This is a genomic window from Microbacterium sp. M4A5_1d (assembly GCF_053345465.1).
The window spans coordinates 453,598-467,120 of record NZ_JBKFAD010000001.1; the positions used below are offsets into that span (position 1 = coordinate 453,598).

13 protein-coding genes are annotated in these 13,523 nt (G+C 70.1%); 4 read left to right on the top strand and 9 right to left on the bottom strand.

Features of this window, described 5'->3' with window-relative positions; all coding sequences use genetic code 11:
- Positions 1-58: 58 nt before the first annotated feature.
- Both ftsY and smc read right to left on the bottom strand, forming a co-directional pair.
- A complete protein-coding gene (gene ftsY, locus ACLBWJ_RS02140; protein ID WP_103840597.1) occupies positions 59-931 on the bottom strand; it encodes a signal recognition particle-docking protein FtsY in 873 nt (290 codons plus the stop codon).
- Between the two features lie 4 nt (positions 932-935).
- Positions 936-4,442: a chromosome segregation protein SMC gene (smc, locus tag ACLBWJ_RS02145; RefSeq protein ID WP_323987617.1), complete on the bottom strand. Its 3,507-nt coding sequence runs from the start codon at positions 4,440-4,442 to the stop codon at positions 936-938.
- 368 nt (positions 4,443-4,810) lie between these two features.
- Between smc and ACLBWJ_RS02150 the strand changes: the two genes are divergently transcribed.
- Together ACLBWJ_RS02150 and ACLBWJ_RS02155 are read left to right on the top strand one after the other, a co-directional pair.
- Entirely contained in the window at positions 4,811-5,062 is a 252-nt protein-coding gene (locus tag ACLBWJ_RS02150) for a hypothetical protein (RefSeq protein WP_112614470.1), read from the top strand.
- A 48-nt stretch (positions 5,063-5,110) separates the two neighbouring features.
- Positions 5,111-6,238 (top strand): GNAT family N-acetyltransferase, encoded by a 1,128-nt coding sequence (locus tag ACLBWJ_RS02155; RefSeq protein ID WP_274177801.1) that lies wholly within the window; start codon positions 5,111-5,113, stop codon positions 6,236-6,238.
- Here the strand turns inward: ACLBWJ_RS02155 and mutM are convergent.
- The 6 genes from mutM to ACLBWJ_RS02185 all read right to left on the bottom strand — a co-directional run bounded on the left by mutM (position 6,186) and on the right by ACLBWJ_RS02185 (position 11,260).
- Positions 6,186-7,082: a bifunctional DNA-formamidopyrimidine glycosylase/DNA-(apurinic or apyrimidinic site) lyase gene (mutM, locus tag ACLBWJ_RS02160; protein WP_274177800.1), complete on the bottom strand. Its 897-nt coding sequence runs from the start codon at positions 7,080-7,082 to the stop codon at positions 6,186-6,188. The two genes, ACLBWJ_RS02155 and mutM, sit on opposite strands and share 53 nt — an antisense overlap.
- On the bottom strand, positions 7,075-7,767 hold the full coding sequence (rnc, locus tag ACLBWJ_RS02165) for a ribonuclease III (protein WP_112614464.1): 693 nt from the start codon (positions 7,765-7,767) through the stop codon (positions 7,075-7,077). Before rnc ends, mutM begins: the two co-directional genes overlap by 8 nt.
- A gap of 11 nt (positions 7,768-7,778) precedes the next feature.
- Positions 7,779-7,988 carry a 50S ribosomal protein L32 gene (rpmF, locus tag ACLBWJ_RS02170; protein ID WP_019179169.1) on the bottom strand — a complete coding sequence of 70 codons (210 nt, stop codon included), beginning with the start codon at positions 7,986-7,988 and terminating at the stop codon, positions 7,779-7,781.
- A 2-nt stretch (positions 7,989-7,990) separates the two neighbouring features.
- The gene (locus tag ACLBWJ_RS02175; RefSeq protein WP_112615121.1) at positions 7,991-8,488 is read right to left on the bottom strand and encodes a YceD family protein; all 498 of its coding nucleotides are present in this window, start codon (positions 8,486-8,488) and stop codon (positions 7,991-7,993) included.
- Between the two features lie 105 nt (positions 8,489-8,593).
- On the bottom strand, positions 8,594-9,091 hold the full coding sequence (coaD, locus tag ACLBWJ_RS02180; protein ID WP_112614462.1) for a pantetheine-phosphate adenylyltransferase: 498 nt from the start codon (positions 9,089-9,091) through the stop codon (positions 8,594-8,596).
- 9 nt (positions 9,092-9,100) lie between these two features.
- A complete protein-coding gene (locus tag ACLBWJ_RS02185; protein ID WP_282502514.1) occupies positions 9,101-11,260 on the bottom strand; it encodes an ATP-dependent DNA helicase RecG in 2,160 nt (719 codons plus the stop codon).
- A gap of 57 nt (positions 11,261-11,317) precedes the next feature.
- Here ACLBWJ_RS02185 and ACLBWJ_RS02190 point away from each other — a divergent pair, with 57 nt between their 5' ends.
- Positions 11,318-11,932 (top strand): 1-acyl-sn-glycerol-3-phosphate acyltransferase, encoded by a 615-nt coding sequence (locus tag ACLBWJ_RS02190; protein ID WP_114589327.1) that lies wholly within the window; start codon positions 11,318-11,320, stop codon positions 11,930-11,932.
- On the top strand, positions 11,929-12,525 hold the full coding sequence (rsmD, locus tag ACLBWJ_RS02195; RefSeq protein WP_274177797.1) for a 16S rRNA (guanine(966)-N(2))-methyltransferase RsmD: 597 nt from the start codon (positions 11,929-11,931) through the stop codon (positions 12,523-12,525). Before ACLBWJ_RS02190 ends, rsmD begins: the two co-directional genes overlap by 4 nt.
- Here rsmD and thiL read toward each other — a convergent pair.
- Complete coding sequence (gene thiL / locus ACLBWJ_RS02200) at positions 12,495-13,493, bottom strand: thiamine-phosphate kinase (RefSeq protein WP_447659654.1); 999 nt, start codon at positions 13,491-13,493, stop codon at positions 12,495-12,497. The two genes, rsmD and thiL, sit on opposite strands and share 31 nt — an antisense overlap.
- Between the last annotated feature and the right edge of the window lie 30 nt (positions 13,494-13,523).

Consider the following 13,523-nt stretch of genomic DNA (forward strand, 5'->3'; position numbering starts at 1 on the left):
GTTTATGAAACCAGCCGTGAGGGTGCGGGGGAAGTGGTGATGCGGCGCGGCGCGCGACTCAGTCGACGAGCGCCGACGCGAAGACGTGCGGGGTGAAGCCCGTGAGGTCGTTGATTCCCTCGCCCTGGCCGAGAAGTTTCACGGGGATGCCGGTGCGCTCCTGCACGGCGAGGACGAATCCGCCACGTGCGGAGCCGTCGAGCTTCGTCAGGACCAGGCCGGTCACTCCCGCGTGCTCGAGGAACGCCTCGGCCTGCATCACGCCGTTCTGCCCGGTCGTCGCGTCGAGAACGAGCAGCACCTCGCTGATCGGCGCCTGCTTCTCTATGACGCGCCGGATCTTGGTGAGCTCGTCCATCAGCCCGCCCTTGGTGTGCAGGCGGCCGGCTGTGTCGACGAGCACGATCTCCGTGCCTGTCCGCTTGGCGTAGTCGATCGTCTGGAACGCAACCGAGGCCGGGTCCTGGCCTTCCTGTTGCGGACGGACGATCTGCGCGCCTCCGCGCTCGGCCCACGTCGCGAGCTGGTCGACCGCGGCCGCACGGAAGGTGTCGGCGGCTCCGACGACGACCGACCGACCGTAACGCTGGAGGAACTTCGCGAACTTGCCGATCGTCGTGGTCTTCCCCACGCCGTTCACCCCGACGACCAGGACGACGGCGGGACGCTCCGTCAGACGCAGGGTCGAGTCGAACGCGGCGAACCGCTCCTCCAGGGTCTCCTTGAGCATGCGCTGGAGGTCGCGGGGGTCGGTCGTGCGGTACCGCTCCACCTTGTCGCGCAGGTCATCGACGAGACGCTCCGTGATGTCGGGCCCGAAGTCGGCGGTCAGCAGCGCCGTCTCGAGATCGTCCCACGTGTTCTCGTCGATGGTCGGCTTGACGAAGAGCCCGCGCAGCGCGCGCGAGAGCGACCAGGGATTGTCGGCCATACCCTCAGCCTACGGCGCCCGCGCGCTCCCGAACGCGCTGACCGACGACCGCCGACACTCCGTCCTGGCGCATCGAGACGCCGTAGAGCGCGTCCGCGATCTCCATCGTGCGCTTCTGGTGCGTGATGACGATGAGCTGGCTCGATTCGCGGAGCTGTTCGAACACGCCGAGCAGGCGTCCGAGATTCGCGTCGTCGAGCGCTGCCTCCACCTCGTCGAGGATGTAGAACGGGCTCGGCCGCGCCTTGAAGATGGCCGTCAGAAGAGCGACAGCGGCGAGGGAACGCTCGCCGCCCGAGAGGAGCGACAACCTCTCGATCTTCTTGCCCACAGGTCGCACCGCGACCTCGATGCCGGTCGTGAGCGGGTTGTCGGGATCGGTCAGCGAGATGCTGCCGGTGCCCCCGGGGAACAGGATCGGGAATACCTCGCCGAATGCGACCTTCGTGTCCTCGAAGGCGGACAGGAAGATCGTCTGCATCCGCTCGTCCAGCTCGCCGATGATCGTCAGCAGGTCCGAGCGGGTCTGCGTCAAATCCGCGAGCTGTTCCGTGAGGAACGCGTGCCGCTGCTCGAGCGCGGCGTACTCTTCCAGCGCCAGAGGGTTCACGCGCCCGAGCTGCGCGAGCTTCCGCTCCGCCTCCGCGAGGCGACGGCGCTGAGCGGCGCGATCGAAGGGCACCGGCTCGCCGGAATCGTCGAGGGCGGGGTGGTCCGGCCCATATTCCGAAACGAGAATGTCCTCGTCGAAGCCCAGTTCCGACCCGACGCGTTCGAGCAGACTCGTCACGTGCAGCTTCTTCTCGTGCATCTGCATCTCGAGTCCGTGCACCGACTCGGTGAGGGCCGAGAGCCGGCTGCGCGCCGACTGATCCTGGCGGCGCAGCTCGGCGAGCTCGCTCGTGATCTCGCTCCGCGCCTGCTCAGCCCTCCCCAGTTCCACGCGGGCGGCGGCGACGGACCTGTCGATCGATTCGAGCAGCGGCGGCAGTTGTGCGGCGACGGCATCCGCGATCGCACGCTGCTGCCGCCGGATGACGGCGCGTCGGGCGGCCTCGGCGGCGGCGGCGCGCTCTCGCTCGCGCTGGCGTTCGAGCTGAACCACGCGGGCCTCGCCGGCTCGCACACGCTCTCGCAGGGTCTCGACGTCGAGGCGTGCGCGCATCTCGCGTTCACGAGCCTGTTCGAGGGCTTCGAGGAGACCGTCACGCGCCGATGCGTCGAGGATCGGGCGCGGCGCCGCAGCCGCCGCCGCGAGCGCTTCCTCGGCATCGCGGGCCGCTGACTCGGCCTCGGTCGCGGCCGAGACGGCCGGCGCGATGCCTGCCTCGAGCCGGTCGCATTCTGCGATGGCCGCTTCGTACCGCACTGTGGCTCGGTTGAGCTTTTCCGCGTCGGCCGCAAGCGCCGCATCGTGGGCACGCAGCGTCTCGAGCGCTGTCCTCGTCCGGGCGCGAGCCTCGGTCCAGGCTGCCTGTGCATCGGTCAGCGACTCCCGGAGCGCGTCGGCGACGACGGTCATCTCGCTCAGCCGGTCAGCCGCCGCGTCTCGCTCCGCGGCGAGTTCGAGACGTGACCGGCCCTCGCCGGATCCGGCTCGGACCGTGCGCCACGAGACCAGCTCGCCCTGCTTGGTCACGACGACGGCGCGTCCGCGTTCGCTCGCCGACCATGCATCGCGGATACGGACTGCTGTCTCGAGGTCATCAGCGACGAGCACGTGCTCGAGCTGGCCGACGACGCCGTCGGGCCCGCTGACGACGTCGATCGCACGCACAGCGCCCGGCACGGCGTTGACAGCCTCTCCCCGGTCGGCATGCGCGAGGACGATGTCGACGACACCGAGGTCGTCCTCGGCAGCGGTGGCTGCCGCCCGCAGCGCTGCGGGCACATCGGCGGCGAGCACGCCCTCGGCCAGCGCCCCCAGCGCCGCAGCGACAGGCGCTTCGTATCCCGGTTCCACCTTCAGGGCGTCGGCGACGAGTGACCGCAGCCCATCGTCGCCGCGCGACAGCAGATCGGCGGCCGCGTTGCGGACCTCGAGCGCCCGCCCGAGCGCAGCCGTCTGCGCCGTCAGCGACTCGACCTCGCGCTCGGCCGCGTGCAGCCGCTCACGGATGCCCGCGAGCGTCGTCTCCGCCTCCGTCGCCTCGCGCTGAGCGCGCTCGTACGCAGCCGTGTGCTCGGCGGAGCTCGCCTCGGGAGCCGCTTCGGACTGGACCTGCTCGAGGGCCGCCTCAGCCTCCGCGCGCCGCGTCCGTGCGGCGTCCAGCCCCCGCTGCTGCCGTTCGACCGTCGCGCGCAGAGCTTCCAAGCGCGACGCGGCGGCGTCTGCTCGGCCGCGGAGCTTGGTCAGCCGCATGTCGTGCTCGGAGACGAGAGCGCTCTGCGCGGCGATGTCGGAGTCGAGAGCATCCAACTCGGCACGCGCTCGAATCACATCCCGGGATGCCGCGGCGGCGGCATCCTGCGCGTCGCCGACGCCCGAGGCGATCTCGTCGACCTCCTGGCGGGCCTCGTCGATCGCCCCCTGTCCTACCGTGGCGACCTCGATCGAGAGCTGGCCGTCGTCCTCGAGAAGAGCGCGGCGCTGCGCCGCGAGCGTGTGCAGTCCGCGCACCCGCTCCTGGACCTGCTCGAGCGCGAACGCGGTGGCGCGTGCCCTGTCGACGGCCTCGGATCGCTGCTCGGCCTCGAGCTCGTCGATGCGTCGTTTGACGCCGTCGAGCCGGTCCTGCAGCACGAGGCGTTCGGCGTGCCGCTCGTGCTCGTCGCGTGCATGGTCGGCGAGCTGGGAGCGCAGCGCGACGAGGTCGTCGGCGTACAGCCTCGCCTTCGCGTCGCGGACGACGGCGGCGATCGTCGCGGCTTCACGTGCGATCTCGGCCTGCTTGCCGAGGGGCTTCAGCTGCCGCCGCAGTTCGCCCGCCAGGTCGCTCAACCGCGTGAGATTGGCCTCCATCGCCTCGAGCTTGCGAACCGTCTTCTCTTTGCGGCGGCGGTGCTTCAGAATGCCCGCCGCTTCCTCGATGAAACCGCGCCGGTCCTCCGCGCTCGCCTGCAGCACGGTGTCGAGCCGGCCCTGCCCGACGATCACGTGCATTTCGCGACCGAGACCGGAGTCGCTCAGGAGCTCCTGCACGTCGAGCAGTCGGCACGTCTCGCCGTTGATCGCGTACTCGCTCGATCCGTTGCGGAACAGCGTGCGGCTGATCGTCACCTCGGCGTACTCGATCGGAAGCACGCCGTCGTGGTTGTCGATCGTCAGCTGGACCTCGGCGCGACCGAGCGGACCGCGCGTCGCAGTGCCGGCGAAGATGACGTCTTCCATCTTCCCGCCGCGGAGGGTCTTGGCTCCCTGCTCGCCCATGACCCAGGCGAGCGCGTCGACGACGTTCGACTTGCCCGAGCCGTTGGGCCCGACGATGCAGGTGACGCCCGGCTCGAGCACGAAAGTGGTCGGTTGGGCGAACGACTTGAAGCCCTTGAGCGTGACGCTCTTCAGGTGCATGTCGGGCCCTCCCGGCGCTCGGTGGATGCCCACACGCTACCGGAGGATGACGAGCCGGACTTGACGCCGCACCGGGCGGACCGCTAGCGTCACTTCCCGCATCCCTGACGAAAGGAGGTTCCCCGATGTTGATTTCTGTCACCGCGTTTAACGCTGTTGCTGTTCGTTCCGAGCACCGCGACCGTTTCTCCTGCGTGATCGGTGGAGCCGCCGTCATGGGTGCTCCGCTGAACGTCTGAGTCCGCGAGTCCCTCGCCCCGTTCCGCCTCTCCGCCCGCGCGACACCTCGCGCCGGGCCGCAGCCGACGGCTGCACCTGCGACGCACATCGTCGCCATCGCACGTCCGCCCTCTTCGAACGAGGACACCATGAACACCGTCGTACAACGACGTCCCGAGGTCGCGCCTGCGCGGCCCGCCATTTCCGAGCAGACGGCTCTCGGCCGTCCGACCCTCGCCCAGCGCCTTGCGCTGCGCATCGCACTGCGCCTCATCGTGTGGAGCGCGAACCGCGGCGCCAGCTCTGCGCCCGAGGTCGCGTACCGCCGCGAACAGCTCGCCGCCCGCGAGGCGCGCGAGCGGCACTGGGAACGCGCGTACCTGCTCACTCCCTACCGTTGATCCGCGTGGGGTCTCGGTGACGAGACCCCACGCCGCCGAAAGAGAATCATGAACGACATCACTGCGCGGCTCGAGCTGCGCCCCCTCCGCATCCCCGAGAGGATCGATGCACCGGACGCCGCGGATTTCTGCGAGATGGTGCGCGTGCGCAATCTCGTGTATCGCGAGATCACCGGCGGCGATGACGATACCGCCCGCCCCGACGAGCTGCTCCCCCACTATCGCCCGAGCCCGGACGAGACGAGATTCAGCTGGCTCGCGGTATGGGACGGCAGAGTCGTCGGGCGCGTGGGGCTCGACATCCCCCACGAAGCCGGATCCGACAGCGCGTACTGGCTCATCGAACTCCTGCGCGAGGTGCGCGGACTCGGCATCGGTTCGCAGGCCCACGCGCTCGTCGAGCGGACCGCCCGCGACCATGGCCGCCACGTTCTGCAGACGTACGCCGAGCATCCCGATGAGCCGGGCGACAGGCTGGCCGCACCGACGGGGTACGGCGACATTCCGCGCGACCATGCCGCGCGCTTCCTGCTGCGTCACGGCTACACGCTCGAGCAGATCAATCGGAAGAGCGTGCTCGATCTGACCGACTCCGCCACCGTCGTCGATGATCACCTGGCGAAAGCCACGGTGGCGGCCGCCGGCTACCGCGTGGTGCGATGGACCGCGCCGACGCCGCCGGAGTTCGTCGAAGGGTACGCCTGGCTCAAGTCGCGCATGTCGACCGACGCCCCCGCCGCCGGCCTCGAGGTGGACGAGGAAGAGTGGGATGCCGCGCGCCTGGCCCGCCACGATGCGCGCTACGTCGAAGCGGACCAGACACTGCTCGTGACCGCGGCGCAGCACATCGAGACCGGCGAGCTCGCGGCCTTCAACGAACTCATGATCGGCTCCGACCGCACCGGCGCGACCCATCAGCACGACACGCTCGTGTCGGCGAGCCACCGGGGCCACCGGCTGGGAATGCTCGTGAAGTGCGCGGGCCTCGTCGCGTGGCGCGACATCGCCCCCGAATCACCCCGCGTCATCACCTACAACGCCGAAGAGAATCGCCCGATGCTCGACATCAACGAGGCCCTCGGGTTCCGCCCGCTGTCATACGAGGGCGCTTGGAAGAAGCGGCTCAGTGGCGACGACGCTGGCAGCGCGGGCAGTAGTGCGATGAGCGATTCGTGAACGCGACCCGGACGATGGCCGAGCCGCACCGCGAGCACTCCGCTCCGGTGCGGCCATAGGCCTCGAGCGAGTGCGCGAAGTAGCCGGCCTGGCCGTTGACGTTGACGTACTGGGCGTCGAAGCTCGTGCCGCCTTCGGCGAGAGCCTTCGTCATCACCGCGACGACGGCCTCGAGGAGGCGCTCACGCGCGGGCCGCGAGAGGAGGGATGCAACGGTCTCCGGATGGACGCGGGCAGCCCACAGCGCCTCATCGGCGTAGATGTTGCCGATGCCGCTGACCACGCCCTGGTCGAGGAGGACGCGCTTGATGCCGGACGACCGCCGGGCGAGTTCCCGATGGAACCGCGGAGCGTCGAACGCCGGGTCGAGGGGGTCGCGGGCGATGTGCCGCACCTGCCCCGGGATCAGTGCCGCATCCGTTCCGCGCCCGGCTGGTGCGCCGTCCACCGTGGGTTCGAGGTCGTCCACCGCGAGAGAGCCGAAGGTCCGCTGGTCGACGAACAGAACGGAGAGCTCGCCGTGCTCCGGGTGCACGATGTCCCAGCGGATGCGTTCGTGGCGTTCGGTCGGCGCACCGGGCTCGCGCAGCAGCATCTGCCCGCTCATTCCGAGGTGGGCGATGACCGCACGCTGGGTGCCCTCTACGGGAAACCAGAGGAACTTGCCGCGTCGCGCGGCGGCGGTGAGGGAGCGGCCGGTCAACTCCTGCTCGAACGACGCCGGCGTTCCGACGTGGCGCGTGAGCGCGCGAGCGTCGAGCACCGTGCACGCCTCGATCCGTGCGCCGACGACGGCCGGCTCGAGACCGGCGCGCACGACCTCGACTTCGGGCAGCTCAGGCACGGGCAGACAGCACGTGCCACACAGCGAGGGCGGCCGCCATCTCGGCCTGCTTCTTGCTGCTTCCCACGCCCTCGCGTGACACGTCCCCGACGGTGACGGTCGCGGTGAAGACCCGGTGGTGGTCGGGTCCCGAGGCCTCGATGCCGTAGACCGGCGGCGCAACGCCCAGGTGAGCGGCGAGCTCTTGCAGGGAGGTCTTCGGGTCCATCGCCGCGCCGTAACGCGCGGGGTCCGCCAGAAGTGGCGCGACGAGACGGAGGACGAGTTCCTGCGCCCGCTCGGGACCGGCCGAGAGAAAGGCCGCTCCGATCACGGCCTCCATGGCGTCGGCGAGGATCGAGTCTTTATCGCGCCCGCCGGTCTGCGTCTCGCCGCGGCCCAGCTTGATGTGGTCGCCGAGCCCGATCGTCCGAGCGACCTCGGCCAGGGCGATCGTCGACACGACGCTCGCGCGACGCTTGGCCAGCGCACCCTCGTCGAGATCGGGATGCGTGCGGAAAAGATGCACGGTCACGGCTTGGCCCAGGATCGAGTCGCCGAGGAACTCGAGACGCTCGTTGTGAGGCGTCCCGCCGTTCTCGTACGCGTACGAACGGTGGGTGAGGGCAAGCGACAGAAGCTCGGGGTCGATGTCGACCCCGAGCTTGTCGGTGAGCGCGGAGCGCTCGGTGGTGTTCTCAGTCACGCCGCGCGTCGTCAGACGTCAGCGACCTTGCGACCCTTGTACTCGAGGAACAGCTCGGTGCCCTGCGAGTCGGTGACGACCTTCGCCTGGTGGGGGCGGCTGTAGACGACCTTTCCGTTCTCGATGGTCTTGACGAGCGTGGGAGCCTCGGCCTTCCACTGCGCGCGACGCGAACGCGTGTTGGAGCGGGAGACCTTCCGCTTCGGGGGGTTACCTGCCATGGCTAGCTCTTCTCTGTGTCGGGCGCGACGCGGTGGTCTGCGTCGTCGTGGTCTGGGGTGTAGGCCGTCAGCGCGGCCCAGCGCGGGTCGATCTGCACCTGCTCCGCAGGTTCCGCTCCCGGCGTCAGCTTCTCACCCGTGACCGGGTCGAGCCCGGGGCAATCCGGCTGACACACCGGTTGGAACGGAAGCGCCAGGACGATCGAATCCCTGACCGGAGTTTCAAGATCCACGTGGTCGTCTTGAACCTCGAAGTCGGACGCTTCGTCCCCAGAATACCCGAAGAGCTCCTGAAACTCGATTCGGAGGGGGCGTGTCAGTTCCGTCAGGCACCGACCGCAGACGCCGTCATACACGGTGTCGGCCTCAGCGGTGGCCAGGATGCCCTCGTGCACCGACTCGAGGCGCACCTCGAGATCGATCGGCCGGCCCGCGGCGACCGAGACGAGACCCTCGCCCCACTTGTCGGGCGCGGGCACGCTGAACGCGAACTCCCGCATCTCCCCCGGCTGGCGCACGATGTCGCGCACGGGGATGACGAATGGTCCGGTGACGTGCTTTCTACCCACGATCGACCATGCTAGTCGCCGTGGCGTCGAGCGGACTCAGATGCCGCGGGATCCCGTGTCGAGGAACCGCGCGACGGGGCCCGGCACGAAGGGCGACACGTCGCCGCCGAGCGAGGCGACCTGCCGCACGAGCGAGCTCGACACCAGCGCGTGCGCGGGGTCGGGAAGCAGGAACACGGTCTCGATCTGAGCGAGGTGCCGGTTGACGATCGCCATCGGCGTCTCGTAGGCGACGTCGACCTGCGACCGGATCCCCTTGACGAGGATCCCGGCACCGACGTCGGTCGCGTAGTCGACGAGCAGTCCCATGCTCCACGCCGCAACGACGATCTCACCCTCGATCCCGGCCTCGTCGATCGACTGCTCGAGAAGCGCCTGACGCTGCGCGATGGGGAGCATCGCTTCTTTGCCGGGGTTGTGGACGACCAGGACGTGGAGCTGGTCGTACAAGGCAGCGGCCCGACGGATGACGTCGAGATGGCCGAGGGTCGGCGGATCGAAGGAGCCGGGCACGACCGCGATCCGGTTGCTCATGGTCTGAGCCTAGTTCCTGTGGAGCGCGCCGCGCTCGTCCTCGCCCAGGCGCCGCGCAATGGCTGCGGCGAGCCCGGGATGCTCCGACAGATCGGGGTCGTTCTGCAGCACGGATGCGGCTTCGTCGCGCGCCTGCGCGATCAGGTCGGCATCCGCGACGACTCGCAGCAGACGAAGCGATGACCGCGCACCTGACTGAGCATCGCCGAGGACGTCTCCCTCGCCCCGCAGCTCGAGGTCGACCTCTGCGAGGGAGAAGCCGTCGGTCGTGGCCGCGACGGCCTCGACCCGTGACCGCGCCGCCGTATCGGGGTCTGCCTCGGTGACCAGCAGACACAGCCCGGGCACGCTGCCCCGGCCGACGCGGCCGCGCAGCTGATGAAGCTGCGACACTCCGAATCGTTCAGCCTCGAGGATCACCATGGTCGAGGCGTTCGGCACGTCGACGCCGACCTCGACGACTGTCGTGGCCACGAGCACGTCGATCTCACCGCGGGCGAACGCCTGCATGACGGCATCCTTCTCGTCTGCGGGCATCTTGCCGTGCAGCGTCGCGACGGTGAGGTCGGCGAACGACGGATGCTGTGCGAGCATCGCGGTGGCCTGAACGACTCCCCAGCGAGTCCGCGTCCGCGTGCCGTCTTCGAGCATGCCAGCGTCGTCGGTGTCGTCGACCACGGCCTTCTCGGCGTCGATCGCCGCACACACGACGAAGGCCTGTCGTCCCTGAGCGACCTCTTCGGCCACGCGCTCCCACACCCGGCCGAACCAGCCCGGCTTCTCGGCCAGAGGCGCGACGAAGGTGGAGATGCCCGCGCGCCCGGTCGGCATCGTGCGGATCGTCGACACGTCGAGGTCTCCGAAAACGGTCATCGCCACGGTGCGCGGGATCGGCGTCGCCGTCAGCACGAGCACGTGGGGCGAGGTGCCCTTCGCGCGGAGCGCCTCGCGCTGCTCGACGCCGAATCGGTGCTGCTCGTCGACGACGACCAGGCCGAGGTCGGCGAACGTCGTCGACGCACTCAGCAGCGCGTGGGTGCCCACCACGATCCGTGCCTGGCCGGATGCTGCCCGCAGGGCAGCCTTGCGCCGCTCAGCGGCCGGCTGCGCCCCCGTGAGCAGAGTGGGCATCAGCTCGGGGGCGAGCCGCGGCCCCAGCATCTTCGCGATGGATCGCACGTGCTGCGCCGCGAGGACCTCCGTCGGAGCGATGAGTGCTGCCTGCCCGCCGGACTGCGCAACCTGCAGCATGGCGCGAAGAGCCACGAGCGTTTTACCCGAACCCACCTCGCCCTGCACCAGCCGGTTCATCGGCCACTCGTTCACGAGATCGTCGGCGATCACGTCGCCGACGGCGATCTGATCGGGGGTGCGCTCGAAGGGCAGAGCGGCGTCGAACTGCTCGAGAAGGTCTCCCGCCGGTCGGGCAGTGGCGGCGAGTCGCCGCACCTGGATGCGGTGCTGCAGGAGCGCTGCCTGAAGGACGAAGGCCTCGTGCATGCGGAGGGTCTCGAACCCCGGCCGCACGTGCTCGGGGACGGTCGGGGTGTGCACCTGAACGAGCGCCGTCCGGGCATCGAGGAGCTGACGCCGTTCACGCAGCTCGTCGGGCAGCGGATCGGCCACGTCACCGAGCCGCGCGATGACGTCGGCGATGATCTTGCGCAGCTGCCAGCTCGTGATGGTGCTGGTGGCCGAGTAGATGGGGATCGGTTCGAGGCTTCGCGCGACCGCCGTCACGCGCGCCTCGACCTCGTCGTCGAAGAGCTCGTAGTCGGGGTGGGCGAACTGCTGCTTTCCCTTGAACACCCCGACCTTGCCCGAGAAGATGCCCTGTCGCCCGACCCGGAGCTCTTGGAGACGCCACTTCTGTCCGAAGAACGTCAGCGTCGCTTCGCCGACGCCATCGCTGATCACGACCTCGATGAGCGACCCTCGGCGCTGACGCATCGGACGCTCCGAAACCGATTCCACCTCGGCGACGATCGTCGCCATCTCCCCCACGGGCAGCGACGAGATCGGGGTCAGCTCGCCGCGGCGGGCGTAGCGACGCGGGTAGTGCGCGAGGAGGTCACCGACCGTCGACATCGCGAACGCACGCGAGAGCGTCGCGGCGACCTTCTCGCCCACGGCCTGCGGCAGCGGGGTATCCAGGTCGACCTGCGGCATGGAGTCGAGTCTAGGCAGGAGGTCGGACACGCTGCCGCCAGGCTTTACGGTAAGAGCATGCTCCGACGCGCGATCGCCCGCATCTTCTGGACGTTCAGCCGCTGGCGCCTCGTCAGCACGCCCGCACCCACACGACCCACCATCCTCATCGGTGCGCCGCACACCTCCAACTGGGATTTCGTGCTCATGCTCGCGATCGCGTGGCGTCTGCAGATCCCGGTCCGGTGGCTGGGCAAGAAGAGTCTGTTCCGCGGCTGGCGGAGCGGTCCGATGCGTCGCCTCGGCGGCATCCCCGTCGACCGGGACGACCCCTCGCGCGTCGTCGACGATGTCCTCGCGCAGATCGCGGCGGGCGAGGTGTTCGGTCTGGTCATCACCCCGGACGGGACCCGCACCTCCCGTACCGGCTGGAAGTCGGGGTTCTACCGCATCGCCCGCGCCTCGGGCCTGCCGGTGACGCTCGGGTACGTCGACCGCACCACCATGACCACCGGCCTCGGACCGACGATCGAGCTCACGGGCGACGTCGCCGCCGACATGGCCGTCATCCGCGAGTTCTACGCCGACAAGGCGGGGTTCCGCCCCGAGCTGCGTAGCGAGCCGCGCCTCCGCGACGAGAACGGCGGCAGCGCCGGCGACGAGGCCGCGGAACATACGGCGGGCCCGTCATGACACGCATCATCGCCGGCGCCGCCGGATCGCTCGTGCTGCGGGTTCCCGACCGCGGCACCCGACCGACGAGCGACCGGGTCCGCGAGTCGCTCTTCGGGGGGCTCGATGCCTCGGGCGTCCTCGACGGCGCGCGCGTGCTCGACCTCTACGCCGGCTCGGGTGCACTGGGTCTCGAGGCCGTCAGTCGGGGCGCGGCGTCCGTCGACCTCGTCGAGAAGTCGGCGTCGGCGGCCGCGGTGACCGACCGCAACGCGCGAACCGTCGCTCGGGCCGTCGGCTCGTCGGCGGTCCGGGTTCATCGCAGCAGCGCCGACGCGTTCCTGCAGTCGGCATCCGGGCCCTTCGACCTCGTGTTCATCGACCCGCCCTACGACCTCGATGACGACGCCCTCGCGATCACTCTCGCACTGCTGGCCGACGTCACCGCGCCAGGGGCGGTCGTCATCGTGGAACGCGCGAGCCGCTCCCCCGAGCCGCGCGTTCCGGCGCAGCTCGAACCGCTGCGCAGCAAGCGTTACGGCGATACCGCACTGTGGTGGTACGAACGCGCGGACAATGGTGGTCAGCCGCCCGCGCCGTCCCAGTCGCGGTAAGGGTCCCATCCGCCGGCCGAACGTTCCGGCCGCCCGTCCACGGTGAGCGGGTCGAGGCCGGCCTGCTTCACCGAGCCGATGCGACGGAAGCCCGCGGGAAGCACCGTCCCGGCGGCGAAGGTCGCGAGGAGCGCATGATCCTCGCCGCCGCGAAGCGCGCGATCGCTGTCCCGGCCGAGCGCGCTCCGCTCGAGATCGACCGTGACGCCGGAGGCCCGGCCGAGACGACGAGCATCACGCACCAGGCCGTCGGACACGTCCATCATCGCCGTCGCGCCCGCTCGCGCCGCAGCTGTACCGGACCCGATCGGTGGACGCGGGCGGAGCTGCCCCCGCACTGCGACGCGCTCGGACGGGCTCAGCGCAGCGTCGTCGACGGCTACTGCCGCACCCCGCTCATCTCGGAATCGATCGAACAGGATGTCGAGACCCGCGGCGGCGAGACCGACATCGCCGCAGATCGCCACGATGTCACCGGGGCGTGCCCCGGAGCGCAGCACCGGAGCCCGGCCCGGGTCGAGCTCGCCGACCGCGGTGACGGCGATCGTGAGCGTATCGGAGCTCGTGAGATCGCCTCCCTCGACCCGGCATCCCGGGGCGAGCTCGTCGCACGCCTCTCGAAGCCCGGAGGCGAGCTCGCCGACGAACCCGATGCTCGTCTCGGGCGGCATGGCGAGAGCGACGAACAGAGCGACGGGCCGGGCGCCCATCGCGGCGACGTCCGCGAGGTTGACGGCCGCAGCCTTCGCGCCGAGGTCTCGCCCGGACGACCAGGCCAGCCGGAAATCCGGACCGTGGATCAACGTGTCGGTGGTCACCACGACGCGTGCATCGGCGAGCCGCAGCACCGCGGCATCGTCGCCCGGCCCGACGAGTGCCTGGCCCGGGCCCAAGTGCTGGAGGATCTGCGCGAGCACGGTCTCTTCCGACAGGGAGCCGACGGGGGTGGCGGGATCGACGTCGGGCATGGTCCCACGCTACCCCGGCGGTCGCGGCCC

What these genes read in the sequence shown, in the direction of transcription:
- ftsY (WP_103840597.1), bottom strand. Translation starts at nt 931, where the DNA reads ATGGCCGACAATCCCTGGTCGCTCTCGCGCGCGCTGCGCGGGCTCTTC.
- smc (WP_323987617.1), bottom strand. Translation starts at nt 4,442, where the DNA reads ATGCACCTGAAGAGCGTCACGCTCAAGGGCTTCAAGTCGTTCGCCCAA.
- ACLBWJ_RS02150 (WP_112614470.1), top strand. Translation starts at nt 4,811, where the DNA reads ATGAACACCGTCGTACAACGACGTCCCGAGGTCGCGCCTGCGCGGCCC.
- ACLBWJ_RS02155 (WP_274177801.1), top strand. Translation starts at nt 5,111, where the DNA reads ATGAACGACATCACTGCGCGGCTCGAGCTGCGCCCCCTCCGCATCCCC.
- rpmF (WP_019179169.1), bottom strand. Translation starts at nt 7,988, where the DNA reads ATGGCAGGTAACCCCCCGAAGCGGAAGGTCTCCCGCTCCAACACGCGT.
- ACLBWJ_RS02175 (WP_112615121.1), bottom strand. Translation starts at nt 8,488, where the DNA reads ATGCGGGAGTTCGCGTTCAGCGTGCCCGCGCCCGACAAGTGGGGCGAG.
- coaD (WP_112614462.1), bottom strand. Translation starts at nt 9,091, where the DNA reads ATGAGCAACCGGATCGCGGTCGTGCCCGGCTCCTTCGATCCGCCGACC.
- ACLBWJ_RS02185 (WP_282502514.1), bottom strand. Translation starts at nt 11,260, where the DNA reads ATGCCGCAGGTCGACCTGGATACCCCGCTGCCGCAGGCCGTGGGCGAG.
- ACLBWJ_RS02190 (WP_114589327.1), top strand. Translation starts at nt 11,318, where the DNA reads ATGCTCCGACGCGCGATCGCCCGCATCTTCTGGACGTTCAGCCGCTGG.
- rsmD (WP_274177797.1), top strand. Translation starts at nt 11,929, where the DNA reads ATGACACGCATCATCGCCGGCGCCGCCGGATCGCTCGTGCTGCGGGTT.
- thiL (WP_447659654.1), bottom strand. Translation starts at nt 13,493, where the DNA reads ATGCCCGACGTCGATCCCGCCACCCCCGTCGGCTCCCTGTCGGAAGAG.